16 protein-coding genes and 2 tRNA genes are annotated in these 14,618 nt (G+C 67.5%); 10 read left to right on the plus strand and 8 right to left on the minus strand.

Annotated features, from left to right (window positions below; translation table 11 throughout):
• Positions 1-166: 166 nt before the first annotated feature.
• Entirely contained in the window at positions 167-547 is a 381-nt protein-coding gene (locus Q8J98_RS02860; RefSeq protein WP_305293061.1) for a DNA methyltransferase, read from the minus strand.
• A gap of 159 nt (positions 548-706) precedes the next feature.
• Between Q8J98_RS02860 and xth the strand changes: the two genes are divergently transcribed.
• The gene (gene xth, locus Q8J98_RS02865; protein WP_305293062.1) at positions 707-1,486 is read left to right on the plus strand and encodes an exodeoxyribonuclease III; all 780 of its coding nucleotides are present in this window, start codon (positions 707-709) and stop codon (positions 1,484-1,486) included.
• Positions 1,487-1,565: 79 nt separating this feature from the next.
• Here xth and Q8J98_RS02870 read toward each other — a convergent pair whose 3' ends face one another.
• Together Q8J98_RS02870 and dksA are read right to left on the minus strand one after the other, a co-directional pair.
• The gene (locus Q8J98_RS02870) at positions 1,566-2,729 is read right to left on the minus strand and encodes an FAD-dependent monooxygenase (protein ID WP_305293063.1); all 1,164 of its coding nucleotides are present in this window, start codon (positions 2,727-2,729) and stop codon (positions 1,566-1,568) included.
• Positions 2,730-2,778: 49 nt separating this feature from the next.
• Complete coding sequence (gene dksA / locus Q8J98_RS02875) at positions 2,779-3,201, minus strand: RNA polymerase-binding protein DksA (RefSeq protein WP_305185428.1); 423 nt, start codon at positions 3,199-3,201, stop codon at positions 2,779-2,781.
• 191 nt (positions 3,202-3,392) lie between these two features.
• Between dksA and Q8J98_RS02880 the strand changes: the two genes are divergently transcribed.
• The 6 genes from Q8J98_RS02880 (at position 3,393) to Q8J98_RS02905 (ending at position 8,891) form a co-directional block, all read left to right on the plus strand.
• Positions 3,393-4,232 (plus strand): MoxR family ATPase, encoded by an 840-nt coding sequence (locus tag Q8J98_RS02880; protein ID WP_305293064.1) that lies wholly within the window; start codon positions 3,393-3,395, stop codon positions 4,230-4,232.
• A 101-nt stretch (positions 4,233-4,333) separates the two neighbouring features.
• The gene (locus Q8J98_RS02885) at positions 4,334-5,500 is read left to right on the plus strand and encodes a CaiB/BaiF CoA-transferase family protein (RefSeq protein WP_305185409.1); all 1,167 of its coding nucleotides are present in this window, start codon (positions 4,334-4,336) and stop codon (positions 5,498-5,500) included.
• 74 nt (positions 5,501-5,574) lie between these two features.
• On the plus strand, positions 5,575-7,602 hold the full coding sequence (locus Q8J98_RS02890) for an ASKHA domain-containing protein (protein WP_305293065.1): 2,028 nt from the start codon (positions 5,575-5,577) through the stop codon (positions 7,600-7,602).
• A 185-nt stretch (positions 7,603-7,787) separates the two neighbouring features.
• The gene (locus Q8J98_RS02895; protein WP_305293066.1) at positions 7,788-8,339 is read left to right on the plus strand and encodes an NAD(P)H-dependent oxidoreductase; all 552 of its coding nucleotides are present in this window, start codon (positions 7,788-7,790) and stop codon (positions 8,337-8,339) included.
• Positions 8,340-8,382: 43 nt separating this feature from the next.
• Positions 8,383-8,456: transfer RNA gene (locus Q8J98_RS02900), tRNA-Gly, on the plus strand.
• An 84-nt stretch (positions 8,457-8,540) separates the two neighbouring features.
• On the plus strand, positions 8,541-8,891 hold the full coding sequence (locus tag Q8J98_RS02905; protein ID WP_305293067.1) for a RidA family protein: 351 nt from the start codon (positions 8,541-8,543) through the stop codon (positions 8,889-8,891).
• 25 nt (positions 8,892-8,916) lie between these two features.
• Here the strand turns inward: Q8J98_RS02905 and Q8J98_RS02910 are convergent, their stop codons facing one another.
• Positions 8,917-9,345, minus strand: a complete 429-nt coding sequence (locus tag Q8J98_RS02910) for a SufE family protein (protein WP_305293068.1) — start codon at positions 9,343-9,345, stop codon at positions 8,917-8,919.
• 137 nt (positions 9,346-9,482) lie between these two features.
• Here Q8J98_RS02910 and Q8J98_RS02915 point away from each other — a divergent pair, with 137 nt between their 5' ends.
• The gene (locus tag Q8J98_RS02915; RefSeq protein ID WP_305293069.1) at positions 9,483-9,974 is read left to right on the plus strand and encodes a hypothetical protein; all 492 of its coding nucleotides are present in this window, start codon (positions 9,483-9,485) and stop codon (positions 9,972-9,974) included.
• Positions 9,975-10,002: 28 nt separating this feature from the next.
• Here Q8J98_RS02915 and rnd read toward each other — a convergent pair whose 3' ends face one another.
• Positions 10,003-11,157: a ribonuclease D gene (gene rnd, locus Q8J98_RS02920; RefSeq protein WP_305293070.1), complete on the minus strand. Its 1,155-nt coding sequence runs from the start codon at positions 11,155-11,157 to the stop codon at positions 10,003-10,005.
• A 146-nt stretch (positions 11,158-11,303) separates the two neighbouring features.
• Here rnd and Q8J98_RS02925 point away from each other — a divergent pair, with 146 nt between their 5' ends.
• Entirely contained in the window at positions 11,304-12,527 is a 1,224-nt protein-coding gene (locus Q8J98_RS02925; RefSeq protein ID WP_305293071.1) for an MFS transporter, read from the plus strand.
• On the opposite strand, the gene purN is transcribed toward Q8J98_RS02925, so the two are convergent.
• Positions 12,517-13,104: a phosphoribosylglycinamide formyltransferase gene (gene purN, locus Q8J98_RS02930; RefSeq protein WP_305293072.1), complete on the minus strand. Its 588-nt coding sequence runs from the start codon at positions 13,102-13,104 to the stop codon at positions 12,517-12,519. The two genes, Q8J98_RS02925 and purN, sit on opposite strands and share 11 nt — an antisense overlap.
• Positions 13,101-14,141 (minus strand): phosphoribosylformylglycinamidine cyclo-ligase, encoded by a 1,041-nt coding sequence (gene purM, locus Q8J98_RS02935; protein ID WP_305293073.1) that lies wholly within the window; start codon positions 14,139-14,141, stop codon positions 13,101-13,103. Before purM ends, purN begins: the two co-directional genes overlap by 4 nt.
• A gap of 185 nt (positions 14,142-14,326) precedes the next feature.
• Here purM and Q8J98_RS02940 point away from each other — a divergent pair.
• Positions 14,327-14,402 (plus strand) — tRNA-Ile (locus Q8J98_RS02940).
• Between the two features lie 95 nt (positions 14,403-14,497).
• Here Q8J98_RS02940 and Q8J98_RS02945 read toward each other — a convergent pair.
• Positions 14,498-14,617, minus strand: a complete 120-nt coding sequence (locus tag Q8J98_RS02945) for a transposase domain-containing protein (RefSeq protein ID WP_370868049.1) — start codon at positions 14,615-14,617, stop codon at positions 14,498-14,500.
• Position 14,618 lies beyond the last annotated feature (1 nt).

Raw genomic sequence — 14,618 nt, forward strand, 5'->3', positions numbered from 1 at the left:
GTCTGCCCGAAAGCGGGCGCGCCGCCGCGGATGCGGCTCCGAAACCGCAAAATCGATGCCATTTGCCCGAAAAAGGTGCCCCAGCGACGCTCAGACGGCCATCTCGGCGAAGCCGAAGCCGTTAATCAGACGTTCCTTAAAACCACCATCTGGCAAGAATATAACTCTACTCATCAAGGATCTCCAAATTTTGCGTCATCGGTTTGCAGTTCAAATACAGCGACCCCGTCGGTTTCAGCACCCGGTGCAGTTCCACCAGCCGCACCGCCATCATGGCGAGGTAGGCCATCATGTCGTTATCGCCCAGAAAGCTGCGCATCGCCCGCAGCATGGTGCTGGCGGCCGCATTGCCCCCGCGCATCACCTCGCCAAACGCCTCTTCGGCGCTATCGTTCCAGTGCCATGTATCGTCAAACGCCTCAATCTGCGCGGCGCTATCGGTGCCCTGCGGCCCCTTGAAGAGCACATTGTAGCTGGCGTTCGAGTTGAACGGCGGGTCGAGGTAGATCAGATCGACGCTCTCGCTGGCGATGCTGTCGCGCAGCACCTTCAGGTTGTCGCCGTATTAGAGATGGTTGCCCATGCCGCCCCCTTGCCAATGTCGCCACGATAGGCGGCGGCGCGGCGGGCGGCAAGCTTCGGGCGCATTGGGTGATTTCCTTCGTGCCATTCCCGGCCTAAGCTGGCTGAAAACCGGAGGAACCCGATGCGGATTGCGACCTTCAACATCAACGGCATCAAGGCCCGGCTGGAGGCGGTAACCCGCTGGCTGGGGGAAACCACGCCCGAGGTGGCGCTGCTGCAGGAGATCAAGACCGTGGACGAGGGCTTTCCGCGCGAGGCCTTTGAAGACATCGGCTACCGCGTTGAAACGCATGGGCAAAAGGGCTTCAACGGGGTGGCGATTCTCTCGCGGCTGCCGCTGGAGGATGTCACGCGCGGCTTGCCGGGGGACGAAGCCGACGACCAGGCGCGCTGGATCGAGGCGACGGTGATCGGGCTTCGGGCGGTGCGGGTGGCCGCACTTTACGCGCCGAATGGCAACCCGGCACCGGGGCCGAAATATGATTTCAAGCTTGCCTGGCTGGCCCGCGCCCGCGCCCGCGCGGCGCAACTGCTGACCGCCGAGGAGCCGTTCGTGCTCGGCGGCGACTGGAACGTGATCGAGCAGGATGCCGATGCCGCCCGCCCCGAGGCCTGGCGCGAAGATGCGCTCGCCCTGCCCGAAACCCGCGCCGCCTTCCGCCGCCTGCTCAACCTTGGCCTGACCAACGGGCTGCGCGCCCGCCACCCCGAGCCAGGGCTTTACAGCTACTGGGATTTTCAGCGCTGGGCCTGGGAAAAGAACGACGGCATCCTGATCGACCATCTCCTGCTGTCGCCGCAGGCCGCCGACCTGCTGACCGGCGTCGGCATCGACAAGGACCAGCGCGGCCGCGCCAAACCCTCGGATCATGTGCCGGTCTGGGTCGAGCTTGACGCCTGAGCCGGGCCGCAGCACCGCTTCTTCAATGCAAAAATACCCCCTCCGCGGAGCGGCAGCCACGCCCGCAGGTGGCGCGCGGTCAGCCGCCCGCCCCCTCGGTCGCATCATGCCCGTGCACCCAGTCGAAGCGGTTCAGCAATGCGTCGGGGGCAAGGGCAGAAGCCGCGCGCAGCACGGCGTGCGCGATGGTCCGGCGCAGACCGGAGAGGTGGTAATTGCGGGCATTGGCGTTGGCCGCCTCGACAAGGCGCGCACAACGCGGCGCGCGGGCGGCCTTGTAGGCGGCGAAGGCGGCCCCGGTGGTCTCGTGCCGCGCCAGCCGATCGGCCAGCACCCAGGCATCTTCCAGCGCCATCACCGCGCCCTGCGCCAGAAACGGCAGCGTCGGGTGCGCGGCGTCGCCCATGATCGCCGCGTCATGGCCGTGCCAGCGCACCGCCACCGGGTGGCGGAACAGGCCCCAGAGCATCGGCTCCTCGACCGAGGCAAGCCAGCCGCGCACCTTCGGGCAGAATTCCCGGAACGCGGCGCGCAAGGTCATCGGATCGTCGCGCAGGTTCCAGCTTTCCTCGACCCAGCGCCGACGTTCTTCCACCGCCACGATGTTGCGCAGGCCCCGGCCGAGCGGATAGGAGACCAGATGCCGCCCCTGCCCCATGAACACCTGCGCTACCGGGGCGGCGTCCGGCGCGGCGGCGATCACCGCGCGCCAGGCCACCTGATGGGTAAAGAACGGCATCGCCGCGCCGTTCAGCGCCGCGCGCAGCCGCGAATGCAAGCCGTCGGCACCGATCAGCACCTCGGCCTCGATCTCGGCCCCCTGCGCGGTGACAAAGCGCGGCGGATGCGCGCCCAGCAGCACCCGGTCGATTTCCTGCAGGAAGCGGAACTGCACCCCCGCCGCCCGCGCGCCCTCGGCCAAGAGCGCGATCAGCGCACCGCGGTGCACAAAGCGGTATTCGCCGCGCGCCAGCGACATCCGCGCGACCCGGGCGCCACTTGGCCCGTCGATCAGTTCCACCGCCTCGCCGCGCGGGGCCAGCGCCGCAAGCCCCTCGGCCAGGCCGAGGGCGCGCAGCACACGCATGCCGTTGGGCGAAATCTGCAACCCCGCGCCAACTTCGCGAATCGCATCGGATTGTTCGTAAACCGTTACCCTGGCACCGTGCAGCGCCAGCGCACGCGCCGCCGCAAGCCCGGCAATCCCCGCCCCCAGCACCGTCACCTTACGCCCGACCAGCATCGGCCGCTCTCCTGGATCAGCGCCACCGGGCACCCCGGCCGCGCCGGGGTCAGTCGTCGCGGTGGACCCGCTCGCGGCGTTCGTGGCGCTCCTGCGCCTCAAGCGTCAATGTGGCAATCGGGCGCGCGTCAAGCCGCTTCAGACTGATCGGCTCGCCGGTCAGCTCGCAGTAACCGTATTCGCCGTTGTCGATGCGGCGCAGCGCTGCGTCGATCTTGGCCACCAGCTTGCGCTGGCGGTCGCGGGTGCGCAGCTCCAGCGCGCGGTCGGTTTCTTCGCTGGCCCGGTCGGCAAGATCGGGCACGTTGCGCGCCGATTCTGCCAGCCCCTCAAGCGTTCCCGCCGATTGCTCGATCAACTCGGATTTCCACGCCAGCAATTTGCGGCGGAAATATTCGAGCTGGCGCGGGCCCATGAATGGCTCGCTTTCGACCGGATGGTAATCTTCTGGCAAAAACGATTCAGGCTTCATTGCCAGCGCCTCCCGCGCACCAGGCTGTACAATGCTGTCAGGCTTTGTCATCCACCCCTCCTGCTGGGCGCTCCAATACCCGATGCGCGGGGCGATGTCACGCCCCCGTTTGACGCTGCGGACAGCTTGCCTGCCCGGCGCTGCCGGGGTAATCTCGCAGCCGCAGAAAACTCGCAAAGGCGTGAACGCGCATGAAATTCGGCTCGACCGCTAGTTACATCGCGCCGCCGGACCTGAGCATGGCTGTCAATGCCGCGGTAACGCTGCAACGGCCGCTGCTGGTCAAGGGCGAGCCCGGCACCGGCAAGACCGAGCTGGCGCGCGAGGTGGCGGCAAGCCTTGGCCTGCCGCTGATCGAGTGGCACATAAAATCGACCACCAAGGCGGCGCAGGGGCTTTATGAATATGACGCGGTAAGCCGGTTGCGCGACAGCCAGCTTGGCGATGCGCGGGTTTCCGATGTGGCCAACTACATCCGCAAGGGCAAGCTCTGGCAGGCCTTCGAGGCACCCGGAAGGGTGGTGCTGCTGATCGACGAGATCGACAAGGCCGATATCGAGTTCCCCAATGACCTTTTGCAGGAACTCGACCGGATGGAGTTTCACGTTTACGAGACCGGCGAAACGGTGCGCGCGGCGCACCGCCCGGTGGTCATCATCACTTCGAACAACGAAAAGGAATTGCCCGACGCCTTCCTGCGCCGCTGCTTTTTCCACTACATCCGGTTTCCCGACCCCGACACCTTGCGTACGATCGTCGCGGTGCATTTTCCCGGCATCAAGCAAGCGCTGCTGACCACCGCGCTGACGCAATTTTATGAACTGCGCGAAACGCCGGGGCTGAAGAAGAAACCCTCCACCTCGGAGGTGCTTGACTGGTTGAAGCTGCTCATGGCCGAAGACCTCGCGCCCGAGGACCTCGCGCGCGATCCGGCGAGCATGTTGCCGCGCCTGCATGGGGCGCTCTTGAAGAACGAGCAGGACGTGGCGCTGTTCGAGCGCCTCGCCTTTATCGCGCGCGCCCGAAGGTAGGGCGGGGTCCTTTGAGGAGGGGGGGCCGAAGCCGGGGGGGAAGGCGCTGATGCGCCGCCAGCCATTTCGCGCCAGAAGCGCGGCGAATAACGGAGAAAGACATGACCCTTCCGCTTTCCGGCATCACGGTGATCGACCTCACGCATGTGCTTGCAGGGCCCTTTTGTTCGACCCAGTTGCTGGAGCTTGGGGCCAAGGTCATCAAGGTCGAACGGCCCGGCGCGGGCGATGATACCCGCGCCTTCCCGCCCTTCATCGACGGGTTCAGCGCCTATTTCGCCGGCCTCAACCACGGCAAGCAGTCGATCGCGCTCGATCTTTCGGCACCCGGCGACCGCAGCATCTTCGATGCGCTGCTGGAACGCGCTGATGTCGTGCTGGAGAATTTTCGCCCCGGGGTGATGGAAAAGCTCGGCTATGGCTGGGAGGCGCTGCATGCGCGCCACCCGCGGCTGATCTATGGCGCGGTTTCGGGCTTTGGCCACACCGGGCCCGAAGCGGGAAGGCCTGCCTATGACATGGTGGTGCAGGCGCGCGGCGGGGTGATGAGCATCACCGGCGAGCGCGACCGTGAGCCGGTGCGGGTGGGGGCAAGCATTGGCGACATTGTCGCCGGGCTCTACCTCACGCAGGGGGTAATGGCGGCGCTGATCGCGCGCGACAAGACCGGACGCGGGCAAAAGATCGACATTGCCATGCTCGATTCGCAGATCGCGATTCTGGAACATGCGGTTGCCATCACCACCGCTACCGGCACCCCGCCGGGCCGCTCTGGCGCGCGGCACCCGACGATCACGCCGTTTGAAACCTTTCATGCCGAAGACGGGCTGTTCGTGATCGCCGCGGGCAATGATTCGCTGTTCATGAAGCTTTGCACCGCGCTGCGCCTAGGGCCGCTTTACGAAGACCCGCGCTTTGCTACCAACCCGGCGCGCTGCGACAATGCACGGCTTCTGAAGCGGCTGATCGAGGCGATCACCATCGAGAAATCGCGGGCGCACTGGATCAAGGTGCTGGAGGATGCGGGGGTGCCCACCGGGCCGATCCAGAATGTGGCCGAGGCGCTGGCCGACCCGCAGCTTTTGTCGCGCAACATGCTGGTCGATATCGAGCCTGCCCCCGGTCGCCCCGCCTTTCAATGCGCGGGCAACCCGATCAAGATGACCGAACTTCCCGAGCACAAGACCCGCAGCGCGGCACCGCTGCTGGATGGCGACCGCGCGGCGGTGCTGGGCTGGCTCGGGCGCACTGACGCGAAGCGCGGCTGAGACGTCGCGCGTGGCGCTTGCGCGGCGCGGCGCGCGCCCTACAAAGAGGGCAAGCGCCGAAAGGGGAAAACACGATGGCCGGAACCGCGCAGGTGATCTTCACGCCCTCGGGCAGGCGCGGCCGGGTAGAGCTTGGCACCACCGTGCTTGCCGCCGCCCGCGCGCTCGGCGTCGATCTCGATTCGGTCTGCGGCGGGCGCGGCATCTGCTCGAAATGCCAGATCACCCCGGCGTTCGGCGAATTTGCTAAGCACGGCCTGACCTCCACCCCCGGCGCGCTCGCGCCCGCGAATGCCGTTGAAGAGCGCTACGAGAGGCTGCGCGGGCTTGCCCCCGGCCGCCGCCTCGGCTGCCAGGCGCAGATACTGGGCGACGTGGTGATCGACGTGCCGCCGGAAAGCCAGTTGCACCGGCAGGTGATCCGCAAATCCGCCACCGAGCGGGTGATGGCGATGGATCCGGCGACCCGGCTTTACTACCTCGAGGTTGCCGAACCCGACATGCACGAACCCTCGGGCGATTTCCAGCGGCTTGCGGAAGCTCTGGCAAGCCAATGGCAAATCAGTGGTTTGCATGCCGACATTGAAGTGTTGCGTGAAGTTCAGCCGGTGCTGCGCAAGGGCGCATGGAAGGTCACCGCCGCCGTGCACCGCGATGGAACCGGGCCGGTGCGGCTGCTCGGCCTCTGGCCCGGCTACCGCGATGCGCCGCTTTTCGGGCTGGCGATAGACCTTGGTTCGACCACCATCGCCGGGCATCTGGTGGCGCTTGACGATGGCCGGGTGCTGGCCTCTTCGGGGCTGATGAACCCGCAGATCCGCTTTGGCGAAGACCTGATGAGCCGCGTGAGCTACGCGATGATGAACCCCGGCGGGGCCGCCGAAATGACCGTGGCGGTGCGCGAGGCGCTCGCGGCGCTGGCCGAAACCCTTGCCGCCGAGGCGGGCCTGCACGCCACCGACATCGTCGAGGCGGTGATTGTCGGCAACCCGGTGATGCAGCATCTGCTCTTGGGCATCGACCCGGTGGAACTCGGGCAGGCCCCCTTCGCGCTCGCCTCGTCGGAGGCGCAGAACCTTGCCGCCGCGCAGCTTGGGCTTGGCACCATCGCCGCTGCCGCCCGGGTCTATATCTTGCCGCTGATCGCCGGACATGTCGGGGCAGACTGCGCGGCGGTGGCGCTTGCCGAGGCTCCCGAGGCGCGCGACGCGCTGTCGCTCATTGTCGATGTCGGCACCAATGCCGAGATCCTGCTGGGCAATTCCAGCCGCGTGCTCGCCTGTTCCTCGCCTACCGGCCCGGCCTTTGAAGGCGCGCAGATCTCCTCCGGCCAGCGCGCCGCCCCCGGCGCGATCGAGCGGCTGGAGATTGATCCCGTCAGCAAGGACCCGCGTTTCAAGGTGATCGGCTGCGATCTGTGGTCTAGCGAGCCGGGCTTTGCCGAGGCGACCGCTGCCAGCGGCATAACCGGCATCTGCGGCTCGGGGATCATCGAGGCGGTTGCGGAAATGCGCATGACGGGGCTCGTGGATGCCTCGGGGCTGATCGGCAGCGCCGAGCAGACCGGCAGCCGCCGCTGCAAACCCACCGGGCGCACCCATGCCTACCTTGTGCATGATGGCAGCGCGACCGGTGGCCCGCGCATTTTCGTGACGCAAGGCGATATCCGCGCGATTCAGCTTGCCAAATCCGCGCTTTACGCCGGCGCGCGGCTGTTGATGGACGAGATCGGCGTGGACAGGGTGGACCGGGTGGTGCTGGCCGGGGCCTTTGGCGCGCATATCAGCCCCAGACATGCGCTGGTGCTGGGGATGATCCCGGATGCGCCGCTTGACCACATCACCTCGGCGGGCAATGCCGCAGGCACCGGCGCGCGGATGGCACTTTGCTCGGTGGCGGCAAGGCGCGCAATCGAGGCGCAGGTGAAGCGCATCATCAAGGTCGAAACCGCGATCGAGCCGCGCTTTCAGGAACATTTCGTTGCCGCCAACGCGATTCCGCATGCCACGGCACCGTTCCCGGAACTGGCAAAGATCGTCACCCTGCCCAACCCCTCGTTCAACGCCGCCAGCGCCGACCCCAACCGCCGCCGCCGCCGTTGAACCCGATCGCGCGCGGCCGGGGGCACCGCCCGCGGACCCCCGGGGTATTTTCACGAAGAAGAAGCCGGTAAATCGCGGCCTGCGTCTTCAATGCCCAAATACCCTCGGGGGGTGCGGGGGGCAGAAGGCCCCCCGTTGCCCGTGCCCGCCGCCTGTGGCAAAAGCCGCAAAACCCCGGAGCGCCGATGACCCGCTGGCTTTTCCTGCCCTGCTCGACCCGGCCCGATGGCAACACGTTGGCCCTCGCGCGGGCCGCCGCCGCGCATCTGCCCGCAGGCGCGCAGGCACACTGGTTCGACCTTGCCACGCCGCCGCTGCCGCGCTTTGCCGATTTGCGCGCGCGAGGTGGCCATGTTGCACCAAAGGGGCGGCTGGCCGAGCTTGCCGCAGCCACTCTGGCGGCCGATGAGCTGGTGATCGTCTCGCCGGTCTATTGGTACGGGCTTGCCGGGCCGGGGCACGAGATGCTCGACCATTGGTCGGGGTGGCTCGAGGTGCCGGGCATGGAGTTCGCGGGCCGGATGCGGGGCAAGCGGCTTTGGCTGGTCACGGTGCGCGCCGACCCGGCGCAGGGGTCGCAAGCGCCGCTTGAAGACGCGATGCGCCGCAGCGCGCGCTGGATGGGCCTGCGCTTTGGCGGCGCGCTGCACGGGGTTGGCGACGCCCCCGGCGAGGTGCTGGCCGACGCCGAGGCAATGGCGCGCGCCAGGGTCTTTTTCACCACCCCCGAAGCGTGACCGGCTTGACGCGCCGCGCAGGCTGGCATACCTCAGGCCCGTCGCGGGTGTAGCTCAATGGCAGAGCAGAAGCTTCCCAAGCTTACGACGAGGGTTCGATTCCCTTCACCCGCTCCAGCTCTCGCCGCGCAACCCTGATCGCAAGCACTGGCCCTTCGGCACGGGTTTCGCTATCAGCGGGGAAACAAGCGGAGTTTCCCCATGTCCACCATCACCCGGATCGAATGCGGCAAGCGGATGAGCGAAGCGGTCATCCATAATGGCACCATCTACCTTGCCGGGCAGGTCGGCACCCCCGGCGATGGCGTCACCGACCAGATGCGCACGATACTGGCCAATATCGACAGGTTGCTGGCGGCGGCGGGGTCTGACAAGACCCGGATCCTGAGCGCCCAGATCTGGCTGGCCGATATTGCCGATTTCGCCGCGATGAATGCGGTCTGGGATACTTGGGTGCCTGCGGGCAACTGCCCGGCGCGCGCCACCGGCGAATCACGGCTTGCCGCCCCCGGCTACCGGGTCGAGATCATCGTGGTCGCGGCGCAGGCCTGAGCGGCGGCACCGAAGGGGTCAACGCTCAGCCCGCCGCCGCCTCGGCGGCGAGGGCGCGAATGCGTGCCACCATGGCGCGCAGCCCGTTCGAGCGCTGGCCGGAAAGGTGCCCTTCAAGCCCCAGCCGCGCCAGTTCGGCCGCCGCATCGACGCGACCGACCTCGGCCAGGCTCAGGCCCGCGTAAAGCGCGTGCAAAAGCGCGATCAGGCCGCTGACGATCAGCGCGTCGCTTTCGCCCTGAAAATCGAAGCGGGCTTCGGGGCCGTGGCCGGTAATGCGCGGCAGGAACCAGACCTGGCTGGCGCAGCCTTCCACCTTGATCGCGGGCACGCGCAGCGCCGGGTCAAGCGGCGGCATCGCGCGGCCAAGCTCGATCAGGTGGCGGTAGCGGTCTTCCCAGTCTTCCAGAAAGTCGAAGGTCTCGGCGATTTCCTCGAATGCGGCGCTGGCCATGGCTTTCTCCGTTGGCTTCATCCCGACCTAGCCCCGGCCCACGCCAAGGTCCAGTAGCGGCCTTTTCAAACGGCGCGGTTTCGGCTACCCAAAGGCAGGGGCCGCGCGCGGCGCGCCGACTGATGCCGGGGGACCAGATGAAATCGCCACTCGTCGCCGTTCTGACGCTTTCGCTGGTACTTGCCGGGTGCAGCGGCATTCGCGACAGCCGGATCAATCCATTCAACTGGTTCGGCAAGTCGCGCCAGGCCGAAGCGATCACGCTGGTGCCCGTGGGCGGCTATGGAACCTCGGCCAGCGACCGCAGGGTGCTGGTCGATCAGGTCACCCGACTTGAAATTCGCCGCACCCCGGAAGGTGCGATCGTTTCGGCGGCGGGTCTGCCGCCGACGCAGGGCTGGTGGGATGCGGAGCTGGTGGCGGAAAACCACGGCCTGCCGGTCGGCGGCACGGTAACCTACCGCTTTCTTGTGGGCGAGCCGGTGCCGGGCACCGCGGTTGCGTCCCGGGTGCTGACGGCGGAATCGCGCGAGGTTACCGCAGGCGCGTTCCTTTCCAACATCGCGTTGCAGGACGTGCGCCGGATCGTCGTCACCGGGGCTGGCAATTCGCGCAGCGTCAACCGCTGAGCGCGGCGCGGCGGAAATCAGCGCGTCTTCAGACCGACACCACCCGCACCGAATTGCCGCGCGCCGAAAGCGCGATTTCGCCGCGCGCAAGGCGCAGCGCATCTTCGCCAAAGACTTCGCGCCGCCAGCCCTGCATCACCGCGCCGTCAAGCCTGCCCGCAGCAATGGCATCGAGATCGGCCGAGGTGGCGATCAGCTTCGGAGCGACCCCGGCGGCCTCGGACTTGGCCTTCAGCAGCACCCGCAGCAGGTCGGCCAGCGCGGTTGACACCTGCACCTGTTCGCGCCCGTCTTCGAGCTTGGGAAAATCTTCGGGCCTGGTCTCCAGCCCCGCCTTGACCGCCGCCAGAATCCCCTCGGCGATCTCGCCGCGCCGCGCCTCGCGCAGCAAAAGCCGCGAGGCACCAAGCTCTTCAAGGTTGGTGGGCCGTGTTGACGCCAGTTCCAGCAGCACATCGTCCTTGAACACCCGGCTGCGGGGAATGTTGCGCGCCTGGGCATGGGCTTCGCGGAATTGCGCCAGTTCGCGCACGATCGCCATGAAACGCCCCGAGGTGGTGCGGGTCTTCACCCGGCTCCAGGCTTCATGCGGGCGGGTGATGTAGGTTTCCGGGTTGAGCAGGATCGCCTCCTCCTCTTCCACCCAGGCTTCGCGCCCGGTCTTTTTCAACTCGGCCGCCAGAAATTCGTAGATCTGGCGCAGATGGGTGACATCTGCCTGCGCATAGGTCAGTTGTGCCTCGCTCAGCGGGCGGCGCGTCCAGTCGGTGAAGCGCGAGGTCTTGTCGAGGCTTTGCCGCGCGATCTTCTTGACCAGCGTCTCGTAGCCGACCTGTTCGCCAAAACCGCAGACCATGGCGGCAATCTGGGTGTCGAACAGCGGTTTCGGAAATACCCCCGCTTCGACAAAGAAGATCTCCAGATCCTGGCGCGCGGCGTGGAACACCTTGACCGTGGCCTCGTGGCGAAAGAGGTCATAGAGCGGCTCTAGCGAGAGGCCCTCGGCCAGGGGATCGACCATCACCGCCGGGCCGTCCTTGCCGGGCAGCGCCATCTGCACCAGGCAGAGCTTTGACCAGTAGGTGCGTTCGCGCAGAAACTCGGTATCAACGGTGACATAGGGCGCGGTTTTCGCCGCATCGCAAAATCGGGCCAGCGCGTCGGTTGTGGTAATGCAGGGCATTGGAAGCTTTCGAAGGCGCGGGGGCATCCCGCATTTTCTTCCTTTATGCGGTTGCCCCGCGTTTGAAAACCCCGCCACCGCCTGCCGGACGGGCAAATTGGCACCTGCCCTGCCTTCGCCCCTCGCCGCCGCCTGCGAGAGACGCTATGGCTGGGCAAAATGCCCCGAAAGCCAGCCCGATGCGCCCTGCCCTTGCCCGTTTCCTGCTACCCGGCCCGGTGGTGGCGCTTGGGGTGACGCAGATCGTCGGCTATGGCACGCTTTATTATGCCTTTGGCGTGTTGGTGCCCGCCATATCACGCGATCTTGGCATGTCGCAGGGGCTGCTTTTCGGCGGCTTTTCGGCGGCATTGCTGGCGGGCGGGCTGGTGGCGCTGCCGGTGGGGCGGCGGATCGACAGGCTCGGGGCGCGGCGGGTGATGGCGGCAGGCTCGGTCGCCGCGGCGGTGGCGCTTGGCGCGATGGCGCTGGCGGTTGGCCCGGCAACCCTGATCGCGGCCCTTGTGGCCACGCAACTCGCCTCGGCGCTGGTGCTTTATGACGCGGCCTTCGCGGCGTTGGCGCAGGGGCTTGGCAGCGCCCGGGCGCGGCGCGCGATTACCCAGATGACCCTGTTCGGCGGCTTTGCCTCAACCCTGTTCTGGCCTTTGACCGAGGCGATGGCGGGGGCGATTGGCTGGCGCGCGACACTTGGCTGTTACGCGCTTGTGCATCTGCTCTTGTGCCTGCCGCTGCATCTGCGGCTGCGCGCCAGCCCGGACCCCGAGGCGATGCCCGCCGCGCGCCTGCCGGCACGGGTCTGGACGCCGCTGCCCGCCGCAAGCCAAGCGCGCGCGCTTGGCTGGCTGACGCTGTCGCTCAGCACCGTGGGCTTCGTGTTCGCCGCGCTGACCGCGCAATGGGTGACCGCGCTTGGCGCGCTCGGGGTGGCAAGCGGTGCCGCCGTGGCCGCCGGGGCGCTGATGGGGCCGGCGCAGGTGGGGGTTCGGCTGCTGGAAATGCTGTTTGGCCAGCGCCTGCACCCCTTGGGCACCGCGATGATCTCCTCGCTCATGCTTGTCGCGGCACTGGCGCTCTTGTTGCTCGGCGGCAGCGGGCCGTTGACGGTGGCGCTTTTTGCCGCCGTGTTCGGGCTGGCGCAGGGGCTGAGCTCGCTGGTGCGTGGCGCGGCGGTGCTGGCGCTTTTCGGACCCGACGGCTTTGCCGCGCGGCTGGGGATGATCGCGATTTTCCGGATGACCAGCGGTGCGCTGGCCCCGGTGGCGCTGGCCTTCGCGCTGACGCTCTGGCGCGCGGAAATGGCGATGTTCGCGGCGCTGGCGCTGGCCGCTATCTCGGCCCTGGCGCTGATGATGGTGCCTAGAGCCTGAGCACGCCACGCTCGCCCGCGGCAAAGCGGCGCAACACCGCCGGGTAAAGCCGGTGCTCGGCCACCAGCACCCTTGCGGCGAGCGCCTCGGCGGTATCGCCTGGCAACACCGGCACCAGCGCCTGCCCCAGAATCGGCCCTGCGTCGAGTTCTGGGGTCACCTCGTGCACGGTGCAGCCCGCCTCGCTGTCGCCAGCGGCCAGCGCCCGGGCATGGGTGTGCAGGCCGGGGTATTTGGGCAGAAGCGAAGGGTGGATGTTCAGCATCCGGCCACGGAACCGCGCCACGAATTCCGGCGTCAGCACCCGCATGAAGCCCGCAAGGCAGATTATGTCGGGGGCCATGGCGAGGATCGGGCGCAGCAGTTCCGCCTCGAACGCGGCACGGTCGCCCTTGAAGCGGCGATGGTCCACCGCCGCGGTGGCTACCCCCAGCGCCGCCGCCCGCGCCAGCCCGGCAGCTGCCGGATCGTTTGCCACCACCAGCACCGGCCGCGCCGGGTGATCGCCCGCCATGCTCTCGACCAGTTTGAGCATGTTCGACCCACCGCCCGAGATGAGTATTGCGACCCGCTTCACAAGAGCTGGCCCCGATAGGCAACCCCCTGCCCCGGAACCACGCGGCCAAGTTCCACCACCGTCTGGCCCTCGGCTTCCAGCACCGCGCGGATCGCTGCGGCACGCGCCTTCGCCACAACCGCGATCATGCCGATGCCGCAGTTGAAGGTTTTCAGCAATTCCGGCTCGGTCATTGCTGCGGTTTCGGCCAGCCAGCGGAACACCGGCGGCAAAGTCCATGCGCCAAGGTCGATCTCGACACCCAGCCCCTCGGGCAGCACCCGTGGCGGGTTCTCGGTCAGCCCGCCGCCGGTGATATGGGCAAGGCCATGCACACCGCCGGCGCGGATTGCAGCGAGGGCGGGGCGCACATAAAGCCGGGTCGGCACCAGAAGCGCCTCGCCCAGGGTGCCGGAACCGAACGGCGCAGCATCGCCCCAGCCGAGGCCGGAAAGCGCCACTACCTTGCGCACGAAGCTGAAGCCGTTCGAATGCACCCCCGACGCGGCGAGGCCCAAGAGCACGTCGCCCGCCTGCACCGACTTTGGCAGATCGCCGCCGCGTTCCATCGCGCCCACGGCAAAACCGGCAAGGTCGAAATCGCCGCCATGATACATCCCCGGCATTTCCGCGGTTTCGCCGCCCACCAGCGCGCAGCCGCTTTCCGCGCAGCCCGCCGCGATGCCCTCGATGATCGCGCCCGCCTGCGCCACATCCAGCTTTCCGGTGGCGAAATAGTCGAGAAAGAACAGCGGTTCCGCGCCCTGACAGACGAGGTCGTTCACGCACATGGCAACAAGGTCGATGCCGATCGTGCCGACCTTGCCGGTATCGATGGCGATCCGGAGCTTGGTGCCCACGCCATCGGTTGCCGCCACCAGAATCGGGTCGGTATAGCCTGCGGCCCGCAGATCGAAGAGCGCGCCAAAACCGCCAAGGCCACCCATCGTGCCCGCGCGCAGCGTGCGCCTGGCGGCAGGCTTGATCCGCTCGACCAGAGCGTTGCCCGCATCGATATCGACCCCCGCATCGGCATAGGTCAAACCGCGTTTCGTCATCATCGCCCCCCGAAGATCGGCACCCGGCCTTCCGATAGCCGATTGCGCGCGCCCTCACAACGCCCGCCGCGGCGATTGCCCGGGTTTTCCCGCGCAGGTGCCTGCCCGCCACCGGGGGCTTTCGCTTGACGCTTCCGGCGGGTCTGCTATCCAACCCCCACCCGCGCCGCATTGTCGGCCCCGGCGGGCCTGTAGCTCAATGGTCAGAGCAGGGCGCTCATAACGCCTTGGTTGGGGGTTCGAGTCCCTCCGGGCCTACCATCCACCCTGTTTATGCGTTATTTTGCTGCGTGTTAGAGGGGAAGTGTCCCATCCGCGGAATGGCTCTGGGACACCGTAAGCGCGACGTCGCTGCCCTATGCGGCGAGGCTTGACGGCTGATTGAAGCGCCAGGGCATCAGGTCCTCGATGCCGCTTTGCGGGTGGCCCTCCAAGATGGCACGGAGTGTGGCGGCGATGTAGTCGACCGGGTTCACG

Origin of the sequence: Phaeovulum sp., from assembly GCF_030684035.1 — a bacterium.
GTDB lineage: Bacteria > Pseudomonadota > Alphaproteobacteria > Rhodobacterales > Rhodobacteraceae > UBA6213.

Excerpts from the sequence above, each read along its gene's own strand:
- xth (WP_305293062.1), top strand. The coding sequence starts at position 707 with ATGCGGATTGCGACCTTCAACATCAACGGCATCAAGGCCCGGCTGGAG.
- Q8J98_RS02870 (WP_305293063.1), bottom strand. The coding sequence starts at position 2,729 with ATGCTGGTCGGGCGTAAGGTGACGGTGCTGGGGGCGGGGATTGCCGGG.
- dksA (WP_305185428.1), bottom strand. The coding sequence starts at position 3,201 with ATGAAGCCTGAATCGTTTTTGCCAGAAGATTACCATCCGGTCGAAAGC.
- Q8J98_RS02880 (WP_305293064.1), top strand. The coding sequence starts at position 3,393 with ATGAAATTCGGCTCGACCGCTAGTTACATCGCGCCGCCGGACCTGAGC.
- Q8J98_RS02885 (WP_305185409.1), top strand. The coding sequence starts at position 4,334 with ATGACCCTTCCGCTTTCCGGCATCACGGTGATCGACCTCACGCATGTG.
- Q8J98_RS02890 (WP_305293065.1), top strand. The coding sequence starts at position 5,575 with ATGGCCGGAACCGCGCAGGTGATCTTCACGCCCTCGGGCAGGCGCGGC.
- Q8J98_RS02895 (WP_305293066.1), top strand. The coding sequence starts at position 7,788 with ATGACCCGCTGGCTTTTCCTGCCCTGCTCGACCCGGCCCGATGGCAAC.
- Q8J98_RS02905 (WP_305293067.1), top strand. The coding sequence starts at position 8,541 with ATGTCCACCATCACCCGGATCGAATGCGGCAAGCGGATGAGCGAAGCG.
- Q8J98_RS02910 (WP_305293068.1), bottom strand. The coding sequence starts at position 9,345 with ATGGCCAGCGCCGCATTCGAGGAAATCGCCGAGACCTTCGACTTTCTG.
- Q8J98_RS02915 (WP_305293069.1), top strand. The coding sequence starts at position 9,483 with ATGAAATCGCCACTCGTCGCCGTTCTGACGCTTTCGCTGGTACTTGCC.
- rnd (WP_305293070.1), bottom strand. The coding sequence starts at position 11,157 with ATGCCCTGCATTACCACAACCGACGCGCTGGCCCGATTTTGCGATGCG.
- Q8J98_RS02925 (WP_305293071.1), top strand. The coding sequence starts at position 11,304 with ATGGCTGGGCAAAATGCCCCGAAAGCCAGCCCGATGCGCCCTGCCCTT.
- purM (WP_305293073.1), bottom strand. The coding sequence starts at position 14,141 with ATGACGAAACGCGGTTTGACCTATGCCGATGCGGGGGTCGATATCGAT.